Origin of the sequence: Kaistella chaponensis, assembly GCF_900156725.1 — a bacterium.
GTDB classification, from domain to species: domain Bacteria; phylum Bacteroidota; class Bacteroidia; order Flavobacteriales; family Weeksellaceae; genus Kaistella; species Kaistella chaponensis.
Window position 1 is genome coordinate 353,513 of record NZ_FTOI01000001.1, and the last position, 15,398, is coordinate 368,910.

Annotated in this window: 17 protein-coding genes; 2 read left to right on the forward strand and 15 right to left on the reverse strand. The window is 35.3% G+C overall.

Annotated features, from left to right (window positions below; genetic code table 11):
* Positions 1-39: 39 nt before the first annotated feature.
* Positions 40-867 carry a TerC family protein gene (locus BW932_RS01620; protein ID WP_076384698.1) on the forward strand — a complete coding sequence of 276 codons (828 nt, stop codon included), beginning with the start codon at positions 40-42 and terminating at the stop codon, positions 865-867.
* A 27-nt stretch (positions 868-894) separates the two neighbouring features.
* Here BW932_RS01620 and BW932_RS01625 read toward each other — a convergent pair whose 3' ends face one another.
* From BW932_RS01625 to BW932_RS01695, 15 genes are all read right to left on the reverse strand, one after another.
* Positions 895-1,716, reverse strand: a complete 822-nt coding sequence (locus BW932_RS01625; RefSeq protein ID WP_076384700.1) for a flavin reductase family protein — start codon at positions 1,714-1,716, stop codon at positions 895-897.
* Positions 1,717-1,805: 89 nt separating this feature from the next.
* Positions 1,806-2,213, reverse strand: coding sequence for a GxxExxY protein (locus BW932_RS01630; protein ID WP_084566411.1), 408 nt, complete (start codon positions 2,211-2,213; stop codon positions 1,806-1,808).
* Positions 2,214-2,315: 102 nt separating this feature from the next.
* On the reverse strand, positions 2,316-3,563 hold the full coding sequence (gene fahA, locus BW932_RS01635; protein ID WP_076384704.1) for a fumarylacetoacetase: 1,248 nt from the start codon (positions 3,561-3,563) through the stop codon (positions 2,316-2,318).
* A 78-nt stretch (positions 3,564-3,641) separates the two neighbouring features.
* Complete coding sequence (locus BW932_RS01640) at positions 3,642-4,103, reverse strand: hypothetical protein (protein ID WP_076384706.1); 462 nt, start codon at positions 4,101-4,103, stop codon at positions 3,642-3,644.
* Between the two features lie 73 nt (positions 4,104-4,176).
* Complete coding sequence (hppD, locus tag BW932_RS01645) at positions 4,177-5,307, reverse strand: 4-hydroxyphenylpyruvate dioxygenase (RefSeq protein WP_076384708.1); 1,131 nt, start codon at positions 5,305-5,307, stop codon at positions 4,177-4,179.
* A gap of 55 nt (positions 5,308-5,362) precedes the next feature.
* Positions 5,363-5,770: a hypothetical protein gene (locus tag BW932_RS01650; protein WP_076384710.1), complete on the reverse strand. Its 408-nt coding sequence runs from the start codon at positions 5,768-5,770 to the stop codon at positions 5,363-5,365.
* A gap of 55 nt (positions 5,771-5,825) precedes the next feature.
* On the reverse strand, positions 5,826-6,416 hold the full coding sequence (locus BW932_RS01655; protein WP_076384712.1) for a Crp/Fnr family transcriptional regulator: 591 nt from the start codon (positions 6,414-6,416) through the stop codon (positions 5,826-5,828).
* A 206-nt stretch (positions 6,417-6,622) separates the two neighbouring features.
* Positions 6,623-7,900, reverse strand: coding sequence for an acetyl-CoA hydrolase/transferase family protein (locus tag BW932_RS01660; RefSeq protein ID WP_076384714.1), 1,278 nt, complete (start codon positions 7,898-7,900; stop codon positions 6,623-6,625).
* A gap of 199 nt (positions 7,901-8,099) precedes the next feature.
* Positions 8,100-9,287, reverse strand: coding sequence for a homogentisate 1,2-dioxygenase (locus tag BW932_RS01665; RefSeq protein WP_076384716.1), 1,188 nt, complete (start codon positions 9,285-9,287; stop codon positions 8,100-8,102).
* 98 nt (positions 9,288-9,385) lie between these two features.
* The gene (locus BW932_RS01670; protein WP_076384718.1) at positions 9,386-9,931 is read right to left on the reverse strand and encodes a hypothetical protein; all 546 of its coding nucleotides are present in this window, start codon (positions 9,929-9,931) and stop codon (positions 9,386-9,388) included.
* A 12-nt stretch (positions 9,932-9,943) separates the two neighbouring features.
* Positions 9,944-10,387, reverse strand: coding sequence for a hypothetical protein (locus tag BW932_RS01675; RefSeq protein WP_076384720.1), 444 nt, complete (start codon positions 10,385-10,387; stop codon positions 9,944-9,946).
* On the reverse strand, positions 10,387-11,214 hold the full coding sequence (locus tag BW932_RS01680) for a lysophospholipid acyltransferase family protein (protein ID WP_076384723.1): 828 nt from the start codon (positions 11,212-11,214) through the stop codon (positions 10,387-10,389). The genes BW932_RS01675 and BW932_RS01680 overlap by 1 nt, the downstream gene beginning before the upstream one ends.
* Before the next feature lie 25 nt (positions 11,215-11,239).
* Complete coding sequence (locus BW932_RS01685) at positions 11,240-11,869, reverse strand: NUDIX hydrolase (RefSeq protein WP_076384725.1); 630 nt, start codon at positions 11,867-11,869, stop codon at positions 11,240-11,242.
* Between the two features lie 185 nt (positions 11,870-12,054).
* Complete coding sequence (locus tag BW932_RS01690; RefSeq protein ID WP_076384727.1) at positions 12,055-13,614, reverse strand: Rne/Rng family ribonuclease; 1,560 nt, start codon at positions 13,612-13,614, stop codon at positions 12,055-12,057.
* Positions 13,615-13,992: 378 nt separating this feature from the next.
* Entirely contained in the window at positions 13,993-14,283 is a 291-nt protein-coding gene (locus BW932_RS01695) for an HU family DNA-binding protein (RefSeq protein WP_076384729.1), read from the reverse strand.
* 47 nt (positions 14,284-14,330) lie between these two features.
* Here BW932_RS01695 and mutY point away from each other — a divergent pair, with 47 nt between their 5' ends.
* Positions 14,331-15,371: an A/G-specific adenine glycosylase gene (gene mutY, locus BW932_RS01700; RefSeq protein WP_076384731.1), complete on the forward strand. Its 1,041-nt coding sequence runs from the start codon at positions 14,331-14,333 to the stop codon at positions 15,369-15,371.
* Positions 15,372-15,398: the final 27 nt, after the last annotated feature.

Here is a 15,398-nt window from a genome sequence, read left to right on the forward strand (position 1 = left end):
TCACGAATTATTGTATTTTTATCGGCCAAAATTTAATCAATGATGCTTTTATCGGTCCTCGAATTTCCAGATTTTGCACAGCCGCAAATTTGGATCAGTTTATTGACACTTACATTTCTGGAAATTATTCTGGGTGTTGACAATATTATTTTCATCTCCATTATTTCCGACAAATTACCGAAAGAAAAGCAAAAATTCGCTCGAAATTTAGGATTGACTTTTGCCATGGTTTTCCGTGTCGCGCTTTTGTTAATGATCAACTGGATTATCGGATTGAAAGAACCCGTTCTCACCCTTCCTTTTATCGATGAACCGGGAAGTAATTTGCCTTTAGCTTTGAGCTGGAAAGATCTCATTCTTTTCGTCGGTGGTTTGTTTCTAATTTTGAAAAGTACTTTCGAAATCCATGGAAAAATGCAAGGACACGAGGAAAATCATCAACCAAAATCTGCAGCTTCCAGTTTGATGACCATGGTTATTGTTCAGATTATTTTGATCGATATGGTATTTTCCCTGGATTCTATTCTTACTGCAATCGGATTGGTGGATAATGTAGTTTTAATGATTATTGCAGTCGTAATTTCTATCGGAATGATGATGGCTTTTGCGGGACCAATTTCTAATATTATCAATAAATATCCGAGCTTGCAAATGCTTGCATTGTCCTTCTTGGTCGTGATTGGCGTAATGTTGGTTGCTGAAGGAATTCACCAGCATGTAAGCAAAAATATTATTTACTCCTGTCTTGCTTTCAGTTTGTTGGTGGAGGTTTTGAACATTAAATTCAGAAATAATCAGCAGAAAAAGCAGCTGAAAATAAACCCGGATCTGAATGAAGATTTAAGCATCAAAGAAGATAACGAATAATAAAAAAGAGTGAATGTTTTCACTCTTTTATTTTAACAAAATTTTCCAGGCTTCTGTGATTTGATTTTGGTGAAGCAGTTTTTGAGCCTCCAAATGTTGAGCTTCTCCGGAAGAGAATTGACCGGTTGGTAATTCTTCAGTATTTGCCAACATTCCCAAATCATTTCCGGTGAAAATGGTGCTTAATTTAATTTCATCGGGCAACAAATCGAAGCCAATTCCTTTTGTTACCAATGGTTTCGGAACTTCGAATAGGTTTTCTGCATTATTTCTGGAGTACCAGTTTCCGCCCAATCTCGCGACTAAATCTAATTTTATTTGATCGAGATTTCCTTCTTCATTCAGATATTCTTCCTGAACATGAATTTTAATAATTTCGCAAATCACCAAATTTCCAGCGCCACCTTCTGTTCCTAAAGGTTTCACTTCGAGAACTTTACATTCCAGATTTACGGGACATTCATCAATGAGTTTTGGCTGAACTAAATCCGCATCTTTCATCGTTAAACCTGATTTGATGAACTCATTTTCTGCTTTCGAATACTCTGTCGAAGCCAAAGAAATTTGCTGCACAATTTTATAATTCACAATTCCGATGACTACTTCGGGAATTTCCAAAACATTTTCCAACGTATGTTTCGTGGTATTATCGCGAACTCTTCTTGCAGGCGAAAAAATCACAACAGGAGGATTGGAACTGAACAGATTAAAAAAACTGAATGGACTTAAATTAATGTTTCCTTCTTTGTCAATTGTTGAAGCCAAAGCAATCGGTCGCGGTGCAATCGCTGTTTGCAAAAGGGTTTGAAGCTGGAGATTATTTAAATCTTGAGGGGAAATTGTTTTCATTTTTTACTTATATTATTTTAACCACAAAGTCACAAAGTTTTTAATTATTTACTCTTGAGAATATTACTTAAGATCATCAAGATACATCGCTATAACAACATTCTATAGTAGTCATTAACAAAGGTTTCTTGACCTTGATTCATAATATTTTTAACATTAAAATTTACTAAAATCCCTTTTGGTTTTTTCATCAAATTGATGTAATTAAGAATTTGCGCGCGGTGAATATCATTTAAATCTGAGACCGACTTTAATTCCAGTACGATACAATCTTCAATTAAAAAATCGCAAAAAAAATCACAAAAAAGTTCTTTTCCTTTATAAATAAGTGGAATCTTAAGTTGAGATTTGAAATTAATATTTCTTAATTTCAATTCCTCTTCTAAGCATTTATAATATACACTTTCGAGTAGTCCCGGTCCAATTATTTTATGAACTTCAATACAAGCGCCATTGATTTTATAAGTTAGTTCGTCGATGTAAGATTGTGTTATCATAATTTTTCACTACTAAAGAAATTAATTATTTTATAAAACATGATGATCTTTTTAAAAATATTAATTACAGATCATTCTTTGTGACTTTGTGGTTAAAAGCAATCAATTTGCAGGCAATATTTTCCCAGAAACTTCGCCAAATCCAACGCGAATTCCGTCTTTTTCTGCGTGACCTCTCATAATCACCGTGTCATTGTCATTGATGAATTTTCGTTCTTGCCCATCTTTTAGTTGCAAAGGATTCGTGCCTCTCCAAGTGAGTTCAAGCATCGATCCAAAAGAATTTGGATGTTCTCCCGAAATTGTTCCGGATGCATACAAATCTCCCACTTCTACATTGCAACCATTGATCGTATGATGCGCCAATTGCTGCGTCATATTCCAGTACATGAATTTATAATTGCTTTCTGAAATAAGATTTTCGTCCCCATTTTCTGGTTTCAAAAAAACAGTAAGATTGATGTCGTAATTTTGGTTTCCTTCAAATTTTAAATAATCTAAAACTTCCGGTTCTTGTTTTGGTGAAGCTGTTCTGAAGGGTTCTAAAGCTTCCAATGTTACCACCCAAGGAGAAACAGAACTTCCGAAATTTTTCCCTAAAAATGGTCCGAGTGGAACGTATTCCCAGCTCTGAATATCTCTTGCGGACCAATCATTAAAAATGACCATTCCAAAAATGGCATCTTCTGCTTCTGCGGTAGAAATACTGTCGCCCATTTCCGTGTTTTTATTCACAATAAAAGCCATTTCTAATTCAAAATCGAGTTGTTTGCTGGGTCCGAAAATCGGGGAATCAACATCTGCAGGTTTGGTTTGACCTTTAGGACGAATAATATCGGTTCCCGAAACTACAATCGAAGAAGCACGGCCATGATAACCAACAGGAAGGTGTTTCCAGTTTGGAAGCAAGGCGTTTGCAGGATCACGGAACATTTTTCCTACATTCGTGGCATGTTCGATACTGCTGTAAAAATCGGTGTAATTGGGAATGTGAACCGGCATCATCATGCGGATCTGATCGATATTGAAGAAACATTCTTCGATCGTTTTTTCATCAAGAGCCAATTTAGAATTTTCGGCTAAAAGTTCCTGAATTTTTAACCGTACCGCTTTGGTCACCGGTTTTCCCAACTCGATGAATTCATTCAAAGTATACGCTTCGAAAATATTTTCGTTGAGACCTTCGATATTATCGAAAAATCCGTAATCGTAAAGCGTTGCTAAATCGATAACCATATCACCGATTCTGGTGCAACACGCAATATATTCATTGGCAAAAACTGCCACACCAAAAGGAATATTATAAATTGAAAAATCTGAATTTTGATCGTAGTTTACAAATGATTTCATCGTTTTTTAGATTTAAAATAAAGGTTCAAAGTGTAAATGCGATTTAAACTTTGAACCTTTTCTATTATGGACTATTTTTTATTTTTTATTGATTGCGCTTTCTTCAATCCAGCGGTCTTTAGAATTAATATCGATGAGATAAAGAACCTCTTTTTGTTTGGTCATGAGAAAGGTTTTAGAAACCGGTATTGCAATTTTTGCTCCTTCCAGTTTATCAGCTCTTACCGATACGATGTTGTGATTGGTCCTCACTACATCTCCCGAAAATACATTCGAAGAAGTTTCACCGCTTTTTTTATCATCAAAAATTTCTACGTATGTCGCCAGTTTACCTTTGATGATAATAAAACTTCTTTCGGTATGATCACTGAATTCTTTGATCAAAACAAATTTGGTATTATCAATATTTACGTCTTTTAGGTTTTTATTGATGCCTTTCTTTGCTTCTAGGCGATCCAGGATTGCATTGATAGAGCCGTATTGAGCCTTCACTACCAGTGAACTAATTATTAGTAAGACACAAGAAAATATTTTTATCATTTTGTAATGATGCTTTTAGTTAAATAATTGATTTTCATGTACTTAAATGCTCAATTTCTGATGGTGTTTATTTTTAAAGATTTCCTCTTTTTTCCTGTTCTTTTTCTAAGGCTTCAAATAAAGCTTTGAAATTTCCTGCACCAAAACTCTGAGCACCGTGTCTTTCGATGATTTCAAAGAAAAGAGTAGGGCGATCTTCTACTGGTTTGGTGAAAATTTGTAAAAGGTAACCTTCTTCATCACAGTCAATTAAAATTCCCAAATCGGAAAGTTTTTTGAGGTCTTCATCAATGGTTCCCACTCTTTCTGGAACCATTTCGTAATAGGCATTTGGTGGAGCGGGCAAAAATTCAATTCCTCTCGCTTTCAATTCTGTAACGGTTTTGATGATGTCTTTTGTTGCAACTGCAATGTGTTGAACACCTTCTCCTTCATAATAATCTAAATATTCTTCTACCTGAGATTTTTTCTTTCCTTCCGCAGGTTCATTGATCGGAAATTTGGCAAAACCATTTCCATTGCTCATTACTTTAGACATTAATGCAGAATATTCGGTATTGATTTGTTTGTCGTCAAAACTTAAAATATTGACGAATCCCATCACATCTTCATACCATTTTACCACAGGAATCATTCGGTCCCAATCAACATTTCCCACACAATGATCTACGTAAAGCAAACCAACTTCTTCAGGATTGTAAACACTTTCCCATTTTTGGAAACCCGGCATGAAATCTCCTTTGTAGTTTTTTCTTTCGATAAACATGTGAACTGTTTCGCCGTAGGTATAAATTCCCGACATGCGAACTTCTCCCTTTTCATCGGTTAAAGTTGTTGGTTCCATGTAGGGTTTTGCCCCTCTTTTTGTCGTTTCTTCGAAAGCCGAATAGGCGTCATCAACCCAGAGTGCTAAAACTTTCACCCCATCACCATGTTTTTTCTGATGTTCGCAAATTGGCGAATCAGAATTTAAACCAGAGGTTAATACCAAACGGATTTTTCCTTGTTGCAGAACATAAGAAGATCGGTCGCGAACTCCAGTTTCAGGTCCTGCATACGCCAAAGACTGAAAACCAAATGCGGTTTTGTAAAAATGCGCAGCTTGTTTCGCATTTCCAACATAAAATTCTATATAATCTGTCCCATTAATTGGTAAAAAATTCTCTGCCTGTGCGATTTTTTCGGCAAATGTAAGTGTTGACATTTTTATTGTTTTTTAGTTGAGCCAATTTACGAAAATTTGAGCAATAATTAAATTTTCAAAAAGTAATCTTCAGCCCCGCTAAAGCATAATTTTTCGGTTCCGAGATTGAATTTGTTTGAATAATTTCGGTTGTAGGGGAAATTTTTAAAGACTTTTTTTTGTTGTGATTTGCCGAAATATAAAATGGAATGGATGTGAGTGCGGAAAAAACGCCTAAAGAAAAAATACCAGCTCCGGCTATTTGATTTTGTGAAAAGAACAAAGCATTATTTTGCTTTCCTGCAGTTGTTCCTACCACAATTCCAGTCAAAATCAAACCAGTTCCCGATAATAATAAAGCATTTCCTGTCTTCTTTTTTGAAACGGACTTTTGCAGATAGTAATTTATTTCCGAATTTTTGTGCTGTTGTGCAGTTGCTGTAAGTGGTACAATAAATACCAAGATTAAGAAGAGATTTTTCATATTTTTAATTTTAACCAAAATTATCCGGAAAAAAATTAAAAAACATTGATTGAAATCAAGAGGTGATTTTTTTCTTGCAGCGAGAATAAGTTTCGGGGGTGATTTGAAGGTAAGTTGAAATAACTCTATCGGAGATTCTTTTCTCTAATTCAAGATTTTCTGCTAAAAACTGCTCGACTTTTTCCTGCGGAGTAAGCGTAGTAAGAAATTCTAAACGACTGATCTGAAAATTCTGATAATCCTCTAATATTTTGGTGTACACATTTTTCGCATTGGTAGATCGCGAAATAAATTCCTGAAAATTGTCGAGGGAAATGGAAAAAAGAAGTCCGTTTTCTAACGCCTGAATGGTTGCAGGACTGGAAATTTTTTCCTGAAAACTGATTAAAATAGTACAGAATTTTCCTTCGGGAACCATTAATCTAGTGAATTCACTGCCATTTTTATTGAGGTGAAAAGTGCGCAGCAATCCTTTGGCTACAAAATACAGTTTATTGCATTTTTCGCCAATGTTCAGAAGGATTTCGTTTTTTTTGATATCCTGTTTTTCAAAATATTTTTGGGTTAAATTTTCTTCTTCTTGAGTAAGATCAAAATTTTCCCGTAGAAAAGCCGCAAATTCTGGTATTGTTGAAATATTCTGCATGTTTAATAGTAATTTGCTCGAATTAGGACTTTTGATAAGGGAAAACGGTTTTGGTTTTTAGCCCCGATGGAAGCGGCATCCTTTTTTTTGCGTGGGGAAAAGCCTTGGCGAAAAAAGATACAGCGAACAGCGGGATCGGTTTTGAAAGATAGCAAAAATAGTTCTGCTCCAAAAAAAATCCCGAAAAACTTCGGGATTAAAATTGATTATAGACATTTGAATCTTTCGAAAGTCGCTTTTTCCAACATTTCGCGATCATCGGGATGTGCAATTTCGATGAGTGCTTTTGCTCTTTGTTTTAAACTTTTTCCGTATAAATTAGTGGCGCCAAATTCTGTGACAACCCAATGAATATGACCTCTCGTTGTTACAACTCCGGCTCCAGCTTTTAGAAAAGGAACAATCCTTGGAACGTCTTTTTTAGTTCTGGAAGAAATAGCGATAATCGGTTTTCCGCCTTCCGAAAGTGCAGCTCCACGCATGAAATCCATTTGTCCGCCAATTCCACTAAACTGATATGTTCCAATCGAATCTGCGCAAACTTGTCCGGTTAAATCGATTTCAATGGCGGAATTTATCGCTACCATTTTCTTATTTTTCATAATGTTGATCGGATAATTCACGTGTTCAACATCCATAAAAGCAAAGGAAGGATTATCATCAATATAATCGTATAATTTTCGGGTTCCAAAAGCAAAACTCGTGATGGTTCTATTCAAATGAGTTCCTTTGTATTTATTATTCACGATGTCTTTTGCGACTAAATCTACAATTCCATCGCTGATCATTTCGGTATGAACGCCCAAATCTTTGTGGTTATGCAGGCATTGTAAAACCGCATCAGGAATGGTTCCGATTCCCATCTGCAAAGTAGATCGGTCATCAATGAGTTCGGCTACATTTTTACCAATTAAAAGTTCGCAATCCGTAACTTTTGCGCCGTAATCTACCGTCAACAATTCCTCTTCATGCCAAACCATCTTATCAATTTTGGAGACGTGAATCATTCCATCACCATGTGTTCTGGGCATTTTGGGGTTTACTTGTGCGATGATTATCTTCGCGTGATCTACTGCACTTCTTGCAACATCAACCGAAGTTCCTAAGGTACAATAACCATGTCTATCGGGAGGTGAGATGGTTACCATTGCAACATCTATGGGTAAAATTCCGTTTTTGAAAAGCAAAGGAATTTCACTTAAAAAAATAGGAACAAAATCGCCACGTTCAGAATTGACCGCCTCGCGAACTGGTGTTGAAACGAAAAGTGAATTAATATAAAAATGGTCTTTGTATTGAGGTTTTGCGACTTCCACATTTCCTTGTTGCGTGATGGACACAAATTCGATATCTCGAAGTCTGGAAGATTGTCTCGCTAATTCATCAATCAAAAAATTGGGTGTGCATGCACTTCCGTGTGAAAAAATTCGATTACCGCTTTTGATTAATGATACCGCTTCTTCGGCACTTACATATACACTCATGCTTTTTTATTTTCGTTTATATTTACTATTGATTGATGTTCAAATTTACTTATTTCAAATCAGATTTTAAATGAGTAAAATCAGTTTTATGAAAATGCTTTTTAATTTTTTAGTTTTAATGGTAAAAGATCATATATTGTCAACTCACTTCAAAATAAAAGCTGACTCAATGAGAATCAGCTGGTTTCTTTTTTAAAAATTATTCTTGCGAACGGTCATTAATACTATGATCTTCACTTTCTAGCCAGGAAGTTAAGTAGGTTTTATCTTCTACTTTCATTGCTTCTTCTGTTAATTTCAAAGGTCGGAAAGGATCCACCATTACAGCATATTCTTCGGTGAATTTTTTGCCAATCGATCGTTCCATCGCACCTGGATGTGGTCCATGAACAACTCCACCTGGATGAAGTGTAAAATCCATCAAATCGATATGATTTCTACTCATAAAATCTCCTTCCGTATAAAATAAAACCTCGTCAGAATCAATGTTAGAATGGTTATAAGGCGCCGGAATTGCTTGCGGATGATAATCATACATTCTTGCAACGAATGAACAAACCACGAAATTGTGTGCTTCAAAAGTTTGATGAATTGGCGGCGGTAAATGAACACGACCAGTAATCGGTTCGAAATTTTTGATATTGAATTTAAAAGGATAAAAATAGCCGTCCCAACCAACAACATCAAAAGGATGAGTTGCATAAATGAAATCCCAGATTTGATTTTCCTTTTTAACCTTGATGAGGAAATCACCTTTTTCATCAATCGGTTCTACAAAAGTGGGCGTGATAATGTCTCTTTCGCAAAATGGCGAATGTTCGAGGAGTTGACCGAACTCGTTTCTATAGCGTTTCGGAGTGTAAATTGGGGAATGACTTTCGACAATTAGAAACACATTATCTTCTGTGGTAAACTGCATTTGATAAATCGTTCCGCGCGGAACAATCAAATAATCACCTGCCGAAAAATCTAAATTTCCGACGAATGTCTTCATGGTTCCACTTCCTTCATGCACGAAAAGCAATTCGTCACATTCTGCATTTTTGTAAAAATATTCGGTCGATTTTCTAGGTTTTGCCAAACCCATTTTCAAGTCATTATTGACCATTAGAATTTTTCGGCTGTCGAGGAAATCGTCGTCTGCAGTGACGTTCATTCCTTTGAACATTCGAGGCGTAACATTTTTATCAACAGCAATTTTTGGAGCAACATCTTTCGGTTCGCCGATCGATTTTATTTGTGTTGGCCGATGAATATGATAAAGTAGGGAAGAAATTCCATGAAATCCTTCTGTGCCGAAAAGTTGTTCGTAATAGAATTTGTCGTTTTCTGATTTGAAAACAGTATGTCTTTTTTGAGGAATTTTCCCAGAATGATGGTATCTCATTTTTTTACTTTTTGGAGTTTTGTAAAATTAATGAAATTTTCAGACTTTCAGAAATTGATTTTTTAGCGGAAAACGAAAGAGTATTTCACCGATCTATCTTATTCAAAGCTCATCACAGCTTCATAGAACTCTTCTTCCATGACGCCAAATTGCTGGCAAAGGAGCTTAATTCCTTCTAAGTTGAGGAGTACATTTTTATCGCGGAAATTCACCGGAATCGCACCCAATTCTGAAGCAACGACATATTGTTCATTATTTTTCTGAAAGACCGCCGGTTCAAAATGAAGTTTCCGGAAATGATGCAAACTTTCTTCAATCCAATTTTTTACATCATCTGGATAAATAACAATTCCACCGGGAGTGATGTTTTTCAAAGTTGAAGCGATGTTTTCGCCGTCAATTTCAGTGGAAGCAAAAAAAATAGTGGGTTTAAATTGAGAGGCTTTTTCGAGGTCTGAAGTTTCAAAAATAACAAAATCATTGTTGTCGTTTTTGGTAGAACCTGAGTTAAGAAAAAAGTCAAATTCCTTTCCTGAAAAATTCAAAACCTCCAGAATTAATTTAGAAATGGACGGATTTACAGCATAAATCAGGACACGGGTTTTCTCTTTAGAAGAGGAAAGCAAATCAGAAAAAGAAATCATCAAAGAAAATTATTATTTAAAATCTGCGGTTGCCATGTTCGCAGAAATGATTTGTTTGAAAACATTCGTTACTTCTTCCCACCGTTTTTTATCTTTCGTCATAATGAAGGCTGCATCTGATTTTCTGCCAGAATTTGCACCATTTTTTACAGCAATGGCAGTTGAAACATGATCGTATATTTTTTTATAATCTTCCTGAATGCTTCGGAAATTATTTTGGGTAAGTACAGCTTCGATTTTTTGCAGCTCATCATTTGAAATTTCAAAATCTTTTTCAAATTTTTTATTTTGTCCTTCGAAAGAGTAGTGAACGTTGTTGCCTTTGATTAATAGATTTTCGTAAATGGGCGCGAAACCACCACTTCTGGAATAACTGTAATCAAAATCAGAGTATTTATTTTGCGTTTTGCAACTTGCCAGAATTAGCAGGAGAAATATAAAGGTTAACTTTTTCATTAATACATATTTTTCTTTTTAGAATCATTTTCGAGCTCAGCTTCTGTTTTTTGGGCTTTGAGTTCCAGATCATAATCATGCAGAATATTAAATTCTTCAGACTGCTCGATTCCGACCATAATTTTATTTAAAATAGTTTGGGCGTCATCTTTGTCATAATCGATGTTGAGTGGTTTTTTAAATTCCATTGTTGGTTTTACACCGGTTACTTTCACGCGTAATCCTTTTTTGTCAAAAGCTCTTCTAAATCCATTTATTTTTATGGGAATTACAATGGGTCTTTGGTTTTTTACCAATCTAGCCGTTCCTTTTCTTCCCTGTGCAAAAGCAGAGGTAGTTCCTTGTGGAAAGGTAATCAACCAGCCATTGTCTAGAGCTTTCATGATATTGTCGACCTCGGTTAAATCTACCATTCTATTGACGTCTTTTCCTTCTGCACGCCAAGTTCTTTTCACCGTAACCGCGCCGGCTAAAGCGAAAAGTTTGGTCATAAAACCAGCTTTCATCGTTTCTTCGGCCGCTACATAATAAAAATCTACTTTAGGATTTAGTAAATAAATCGGATTTTTAATAGAATTTAAATAACCATTATTGACTGCACAAAATGCGTGATACATCGCAGCAACATCTGCAAAATAGGTTTGATGATTAGACACGAATAAAACGTTAGAGTCTGGTAAATCCACCAGATTTTCTGTTCCCGATATTTTCAATTTGTTAAAACCGTTGAATCGTCGGTATGAAACCATTCCTAACACAAAAATAATCAGTCTTTTCAGGAAATAGAGGTTACCGAAAGCGTCGGTAAAAATATTTTTCTTCGCCATTATCAAATTTACATTAGGCGCGAATTTACAAATTTTTCAGCAAGTGGCTAAATTCGCTTAAAATCATTGATGTTGCGCCCCAAATACTATAATTATTGAAATTAATCACCGGAACTTCTACACCACGAGAACTTGGTAAAACCATCATTTCGGGGTGTTCAGAGAGTTTTAAAAGAGTGGCCACAGGAAATTCAATGAGTTCTACTGCTTCGGTTTCCTGTAAGATAAATTGGGGATTTTTTTTGGTATAGGAAACAAATGCTTTTACATAAAAATTGCTCGGTGGAATATAGATGGGTGACATTTCCCGGATGATTCTGTTGTAATAGATGTCGATTCCCATTTCTTCAGAAGTTTCTCTTTTTGCAGTTTCTTCAAAATTGATATCGTATTCTTCTTTTTTGCCGCCTGGAAGTGAAATTTGTCCGCTGTGTCGATCACGATCGTTCGTGCTTCTTACCATGAGCGGAAAATACCATTCGTTATTTTTAAGATAAAGCAGGATGTTTACCGCAGCAAATTTGGGATTTTTTGCCAGTATTTCTTCATAAGAAAATAAGGGTCTATAAGGTGGTGAATAAATTTGATGAGCATTTTCACCTTCTAACTGTGCGTTTTGTATTTTTTTGAGTAAATCTCTTCCGAAAACTTCCATGAGACAAATTTAAGGAAAGTGTTGATGAATTTGTTTTAAGAAAAGGTTAAAATTGAGGGTAATTTTAAATTAAAAATTATTCCATTTGAAGGAATTTTTTCCATAAAAAAAACTCCCAAAATTTGGGAGCTGTACTTGTAATTAAAGAAACCATTTGTTTTTTAGGGTTCTTTTTAACTTGGTTTTTAGTTCGAGTAACTCTGCAATTCTTCTTTTTTAGAATTGATCAGTTTATACTCTAAGTATTTGAACGAATCTCTTGGAATAATGGTTACCCATTTTTTGTATTTCAAAAACCATTTCACCTGAATGCTCATCAAACTTTTGGTTAAATATGCTTCTACGAAAGGATGAACATGTAAAAATATTTTTCCTTTTTCGATTTGTATGGTATTTCGAATCACTTCTTCCATTCGTTCAACTACGACGATTGGTGCGAGAATTTCCCCGTCAATATTCGGGTTTTCTTCTTTGGTTTCTATTTGATTTTCGGGGCGCGTTCGTTGTCTCGTCATTTGAATTAGACCGAATTTGCTTGGAGGTAAAATTTTATGCCGTGCTTTATCACGAGACATTTCTTCTTTCAAATGTTCAAATAATTCTCTGCGATGTTCAGCATTGATCATGTCGATAAAATCGATCACGATAATTCCGCCCATATCTCGAAGTCTCAGTTGACGTGCAATTTCCGTAGCTGCCATTTTGTTCACGCTTAAAGCATGTTCGTTTTTGGCCGCATTTCCGGAGGAGATGTTGTTGCCGGAATTTACATCAACCACGTGAAGTGCTTCTGTATGTTCGATGACAAGATACGCTCCTTTAGAACTTGGAATATTTACATGTTTTCCGAAACTTTGTTTCAGTTGTTTTTCGACGTTGTAATATTCCATCAAAGGAATAGGTTTGTCGTAAAACTGTACGATATTCTTTCTTTCAGGCGCTATAACTTCAATATAATTGCGCATTTCATCTACCATCTGCTCATCATCGCAAATAATAGAAACGAAATCTGCATTGAAATTGTCGCGTAAAATAGAAGAGGCTTTATCTTGTTCGCTTAAAACTTTGCTCGGAACTTTATTTTTTTGAAGATTTTTGAAGGTGTTTTCCCACTTTTGAATCAGTTGATTCATATCGTTGTGAAGTTCAGCTACTTTCTTTCCTTCGGCAACAGTACGAATGATAACGCCGAAACCTTCTGGTTTAATGCTTTCAATCAATGTTCGCAAACGCTCTCGTTCTTCCGCATTACCAATTTTTTTAGAGATGGAAACGCTTTTGTCAAACGGAATGAGTACCAGAAACCTTCCTGTTAAAGAAATTTGCGTAGAAATACGTGGTCCTTTAGTAGAAATTGGTTCTTTCGTAATTTGCAGAATAACACTGTCATCTTTGGCGATTACTTTTTCGATATTTCCGTTTTTTTCGATTTCTTTTTGAACCTCAAAATTTTTCAGAGAAGAATTTTGTTGTTTTTTTGAAATGGTGTCTTGCAGAAATTTTTTGTACGTGAGAAATTGTGGTCCCAAATCCTGATAGTGCAGAAATGCATCTTTTTCGTAACCGATGCTTACAAAAGCAGCATTAAGATTGGGTGCCAGTTTTTTTACCCTTCCGATAAATAGATCACCGACAACGAAATCGCTTTTGTCCTCCTGTTCATGGAGTTCAAAAAGACGTCCGTCTTCGAGCAAAGCAATTTTAGACTGCGCAGCTTCATGTGAAATGATCAGTTCTTTCTTCATTGTAATAATAGGGAATCAAAAAAAAATAAATCGGAAGCAATCCAGAGATTAACGCTTCAACTTTGATTTATAAATTTTGATGAGTTCTTTTTTTAAAAGTGTTTAACTTAAAAAAAATCAGGAGTGAAGAGATGGAGAACCAAATTTTCGCTTTCTGACTTTGGGGTAAAACAAAAATATAGTCGGTGAGATTTTAATCATATAAAAACACCAACTATATTGTTATATTGTAAATCGCGAATGGATTATTTTTTCTTGTGTCTGTTCGCTCTTCTTCTTTTCTTTCTTTTGTGAGTTGCAACCTTGTGTCTCTTTCTTTTCTTTCCGCTTGGCATAATTTAAATTTTTTTGTTTGTAACGTATATGTTCTTTAGTTAATTATTTTACTGAAACTTTGGTTTTAACTTTCTCTACAAATGTTTTTGAAGGTTTAAAAGCCGGGATATTGTGAGCTGGGATCTCAATTGCTGTGTTTTTAGAAATATTTCTTCCCGTTTTTGCTGCTCTAGTCTTGATGATAAATGAACCGAAGCCTCTTAAATAAACATTCTCACCGCTATACATTGAAGTTCTGATTTCCTGCATGAATGCTTCCACAACTTTTTGAGTTTCATTCTTTTCAGTTCCCAATTTGTTTGAGATTGTATTTACCAATTCTGCCTTTGTCATTTCCTTTATTTATTTATATTTTTGGTGTGCAAATATAATAACTATTTTTGAAAACTAAAAATCAAAATGCTGATTTTCTTCACGTTGGTGAAAAACTGTTAGCATGGTACAAAAATCACGGCAGAGACTTGCCATTTAGAAAGACAAATGATCCTTATAAAATATGGATTTGCGAGATTATTTTTCAGCAAACCCGAATCGAACAAGGATTAAATCATTACCGAAATTTCATCCAAAGATTTCCTGATGTTCAAACACTGGCACACGCAGAAACCGATGAAGTTTTACTTTATTGGAAAGGTTTAGGGTATTATTCCCGCGCCTTGAATCTGCATAAAGCAGCTTTGCAAATTATCAACGATTTTAATGGAGTTTTTCCTTCTGCGCATCAGGATATTTTGCAATTAAAAGGAGTAGGGAAATATACAGCGGCTGCGATTTCCAGTATCTGCTTCGGTAAAAAAATTGCAGCAGTTGATGGCAATTTCTATCGGGTTTTATCACGGGTTTTTGCCGATGATTTCGATGTTTCCCATGCGAAGGCTTTTGACTATTTTTCTGAATTGGCTGTAAAAATGATGCCCGAAAAGGAAGCAGGCCATTTCAATGAAGCCATGATGGATTTAGGATCAGAAATTTGTAAACCCAAAAATCCCGTTTGCATTTATTGTCCTTTAAATGAAGCGTGTCTCGCATTTAATTTGGGTAAAATTCCTCTTTTCCCCGTTAAAACGAAAAAGGTAAAACCCACCGATTTGGAACTTACTTATTATTTTGTAGAATATAAGGATCAATTCCTGATCAAGCAGCGACAAGTAGATTTTATATGGAAAAAACTCTACGAATTTCCCACAGAAATCCCGGTGGTTTTCGAAAAATTGATTTCCGGACAGAAGAAAATTTCGCACAAACTCACGCATAAGAACTTGACCATTCACTTGTATAAAGTGACATTGCATTCAAAAAAAATGTTTGATGATTTTGCAACCCAAGAACAGTTTTCAGCTATTACTTACGAAGATTCCCATCAGAAATCGTTTCCTAAACCGCTGGAAAATTATCTTTTTTCACTATTTGAAGGAGAATAATAGGTGATTGAATCCATTGAATAACTC

Bases quoted from the DNA above. Each gene is read 5' to 3' on its own strand.
- BW932_RS01620 (WP_076384698.1), top strand. From the start codon at position 40: ATGATGCTTTTATCGGTCCTCGAATTTCCAGATTTTGCACAGCCGCAA.
- BW932_RS01625 (WP_076384700.1), bottom strand. From the start codon at position 1,716: ATGAAAACAATTTCCCCTCAAGATTTAAATAATCTCCAGCTTCAAACC.
- BW932_RS01630 (WP_084566411.1), bottom strand. From the start codon at position 2,213: ATGATAACACAATCTTACATCGACGAACTAACTTATAAAATCAATGGC.
- fahA (WP_076384704.1), bottom strand. From the start codon at position 3,563: ATGAAATCATTTGTAAACTACGATCAAAATTCAGATTTTTCAATTTAT.
- BW932_RS01640 (WP_076384706.1), bottom strand. From the start codon at position 4,103: ATGATAAAAATATTTTCTTGTGTCTTACTAATAATTAGTTCACTGGTA.
- hppD (WP_076384708.1), bottom strand. From the start codon at position 5,307: ATGTCAACACTTACATTTGCCGAAAAAATCGCACAGGCAGAGAATTTT.
- BW932_RS01650 (WP_076384710.1), bottom strand. From the start codon at position 5,770: ATGAAAAATCTCTTCTTAATCTTGGTATTTATTGTACCACTTACAGCA.
- BW932_RS01655 (WP_076384712.1), bottom strand. From the start codon at position 6,416: ATGCAGAATATTTCAACAATACCAGAATTTGCGGCTTTTCTACGGGAA.
- BW932_RS01660 (WP_076384714.1), bottom strand. From the start codon at position 7,900: ATGAGTGTATATGTAAGTGCCGAAGAAGCGGTATCATTAATCAAAAGC.
- BW932_RS01665 (WP_076384716.1), bottom strand. From the start codon at position 9,287: ATGAGATACCATCATTCTGGGAAAATTCCTCAAAAAAGACATACTGTT.
- BW932_RS01670 (WP_076384718.1), bottom strand. From the start codon at position 9,931: ATGATTTCTTTTTCTGATTTGCTTTCCTCTTCTAAAGAGAAAACCCGT.
- BW932_RS01675 (WP_076384720.1), bottom strand. From the start codon at position 10,387: ATGAAAAAGTTAACCTTTATATTTCTCCTGCTAATTCTGGCAAGTTGC.
- BW932_RS01680 (WP_076384723.1), bottom strand. From the start codon at position 11,214: ATGGCGAAGAAAAATATTTTTACCGACGCTTTCGGTAACCTCTATTTC.
- BW932_RS01685 (WP_076384725.1), bottom strand. From the start codon at position 11,869: ATGGAAGTTTTCGGAAGAGATTTACTCAAAAAAATACAAAACGCACAG.
- BW932_RS01690 (WP_076384727.1), bottom strand. From the start codon at position 13,614: ATGAAGAAAGAACTGATCATTTCACATGAAGCTGCGCAGTCTAAAATT.
- BW932_RS01695 (WP_076384729.1), bottom strand. From the start codon at position 14,283: ATGACAAAGGCAGAATTGGTAAATACAATCTCAAACAAATTGGGAACT.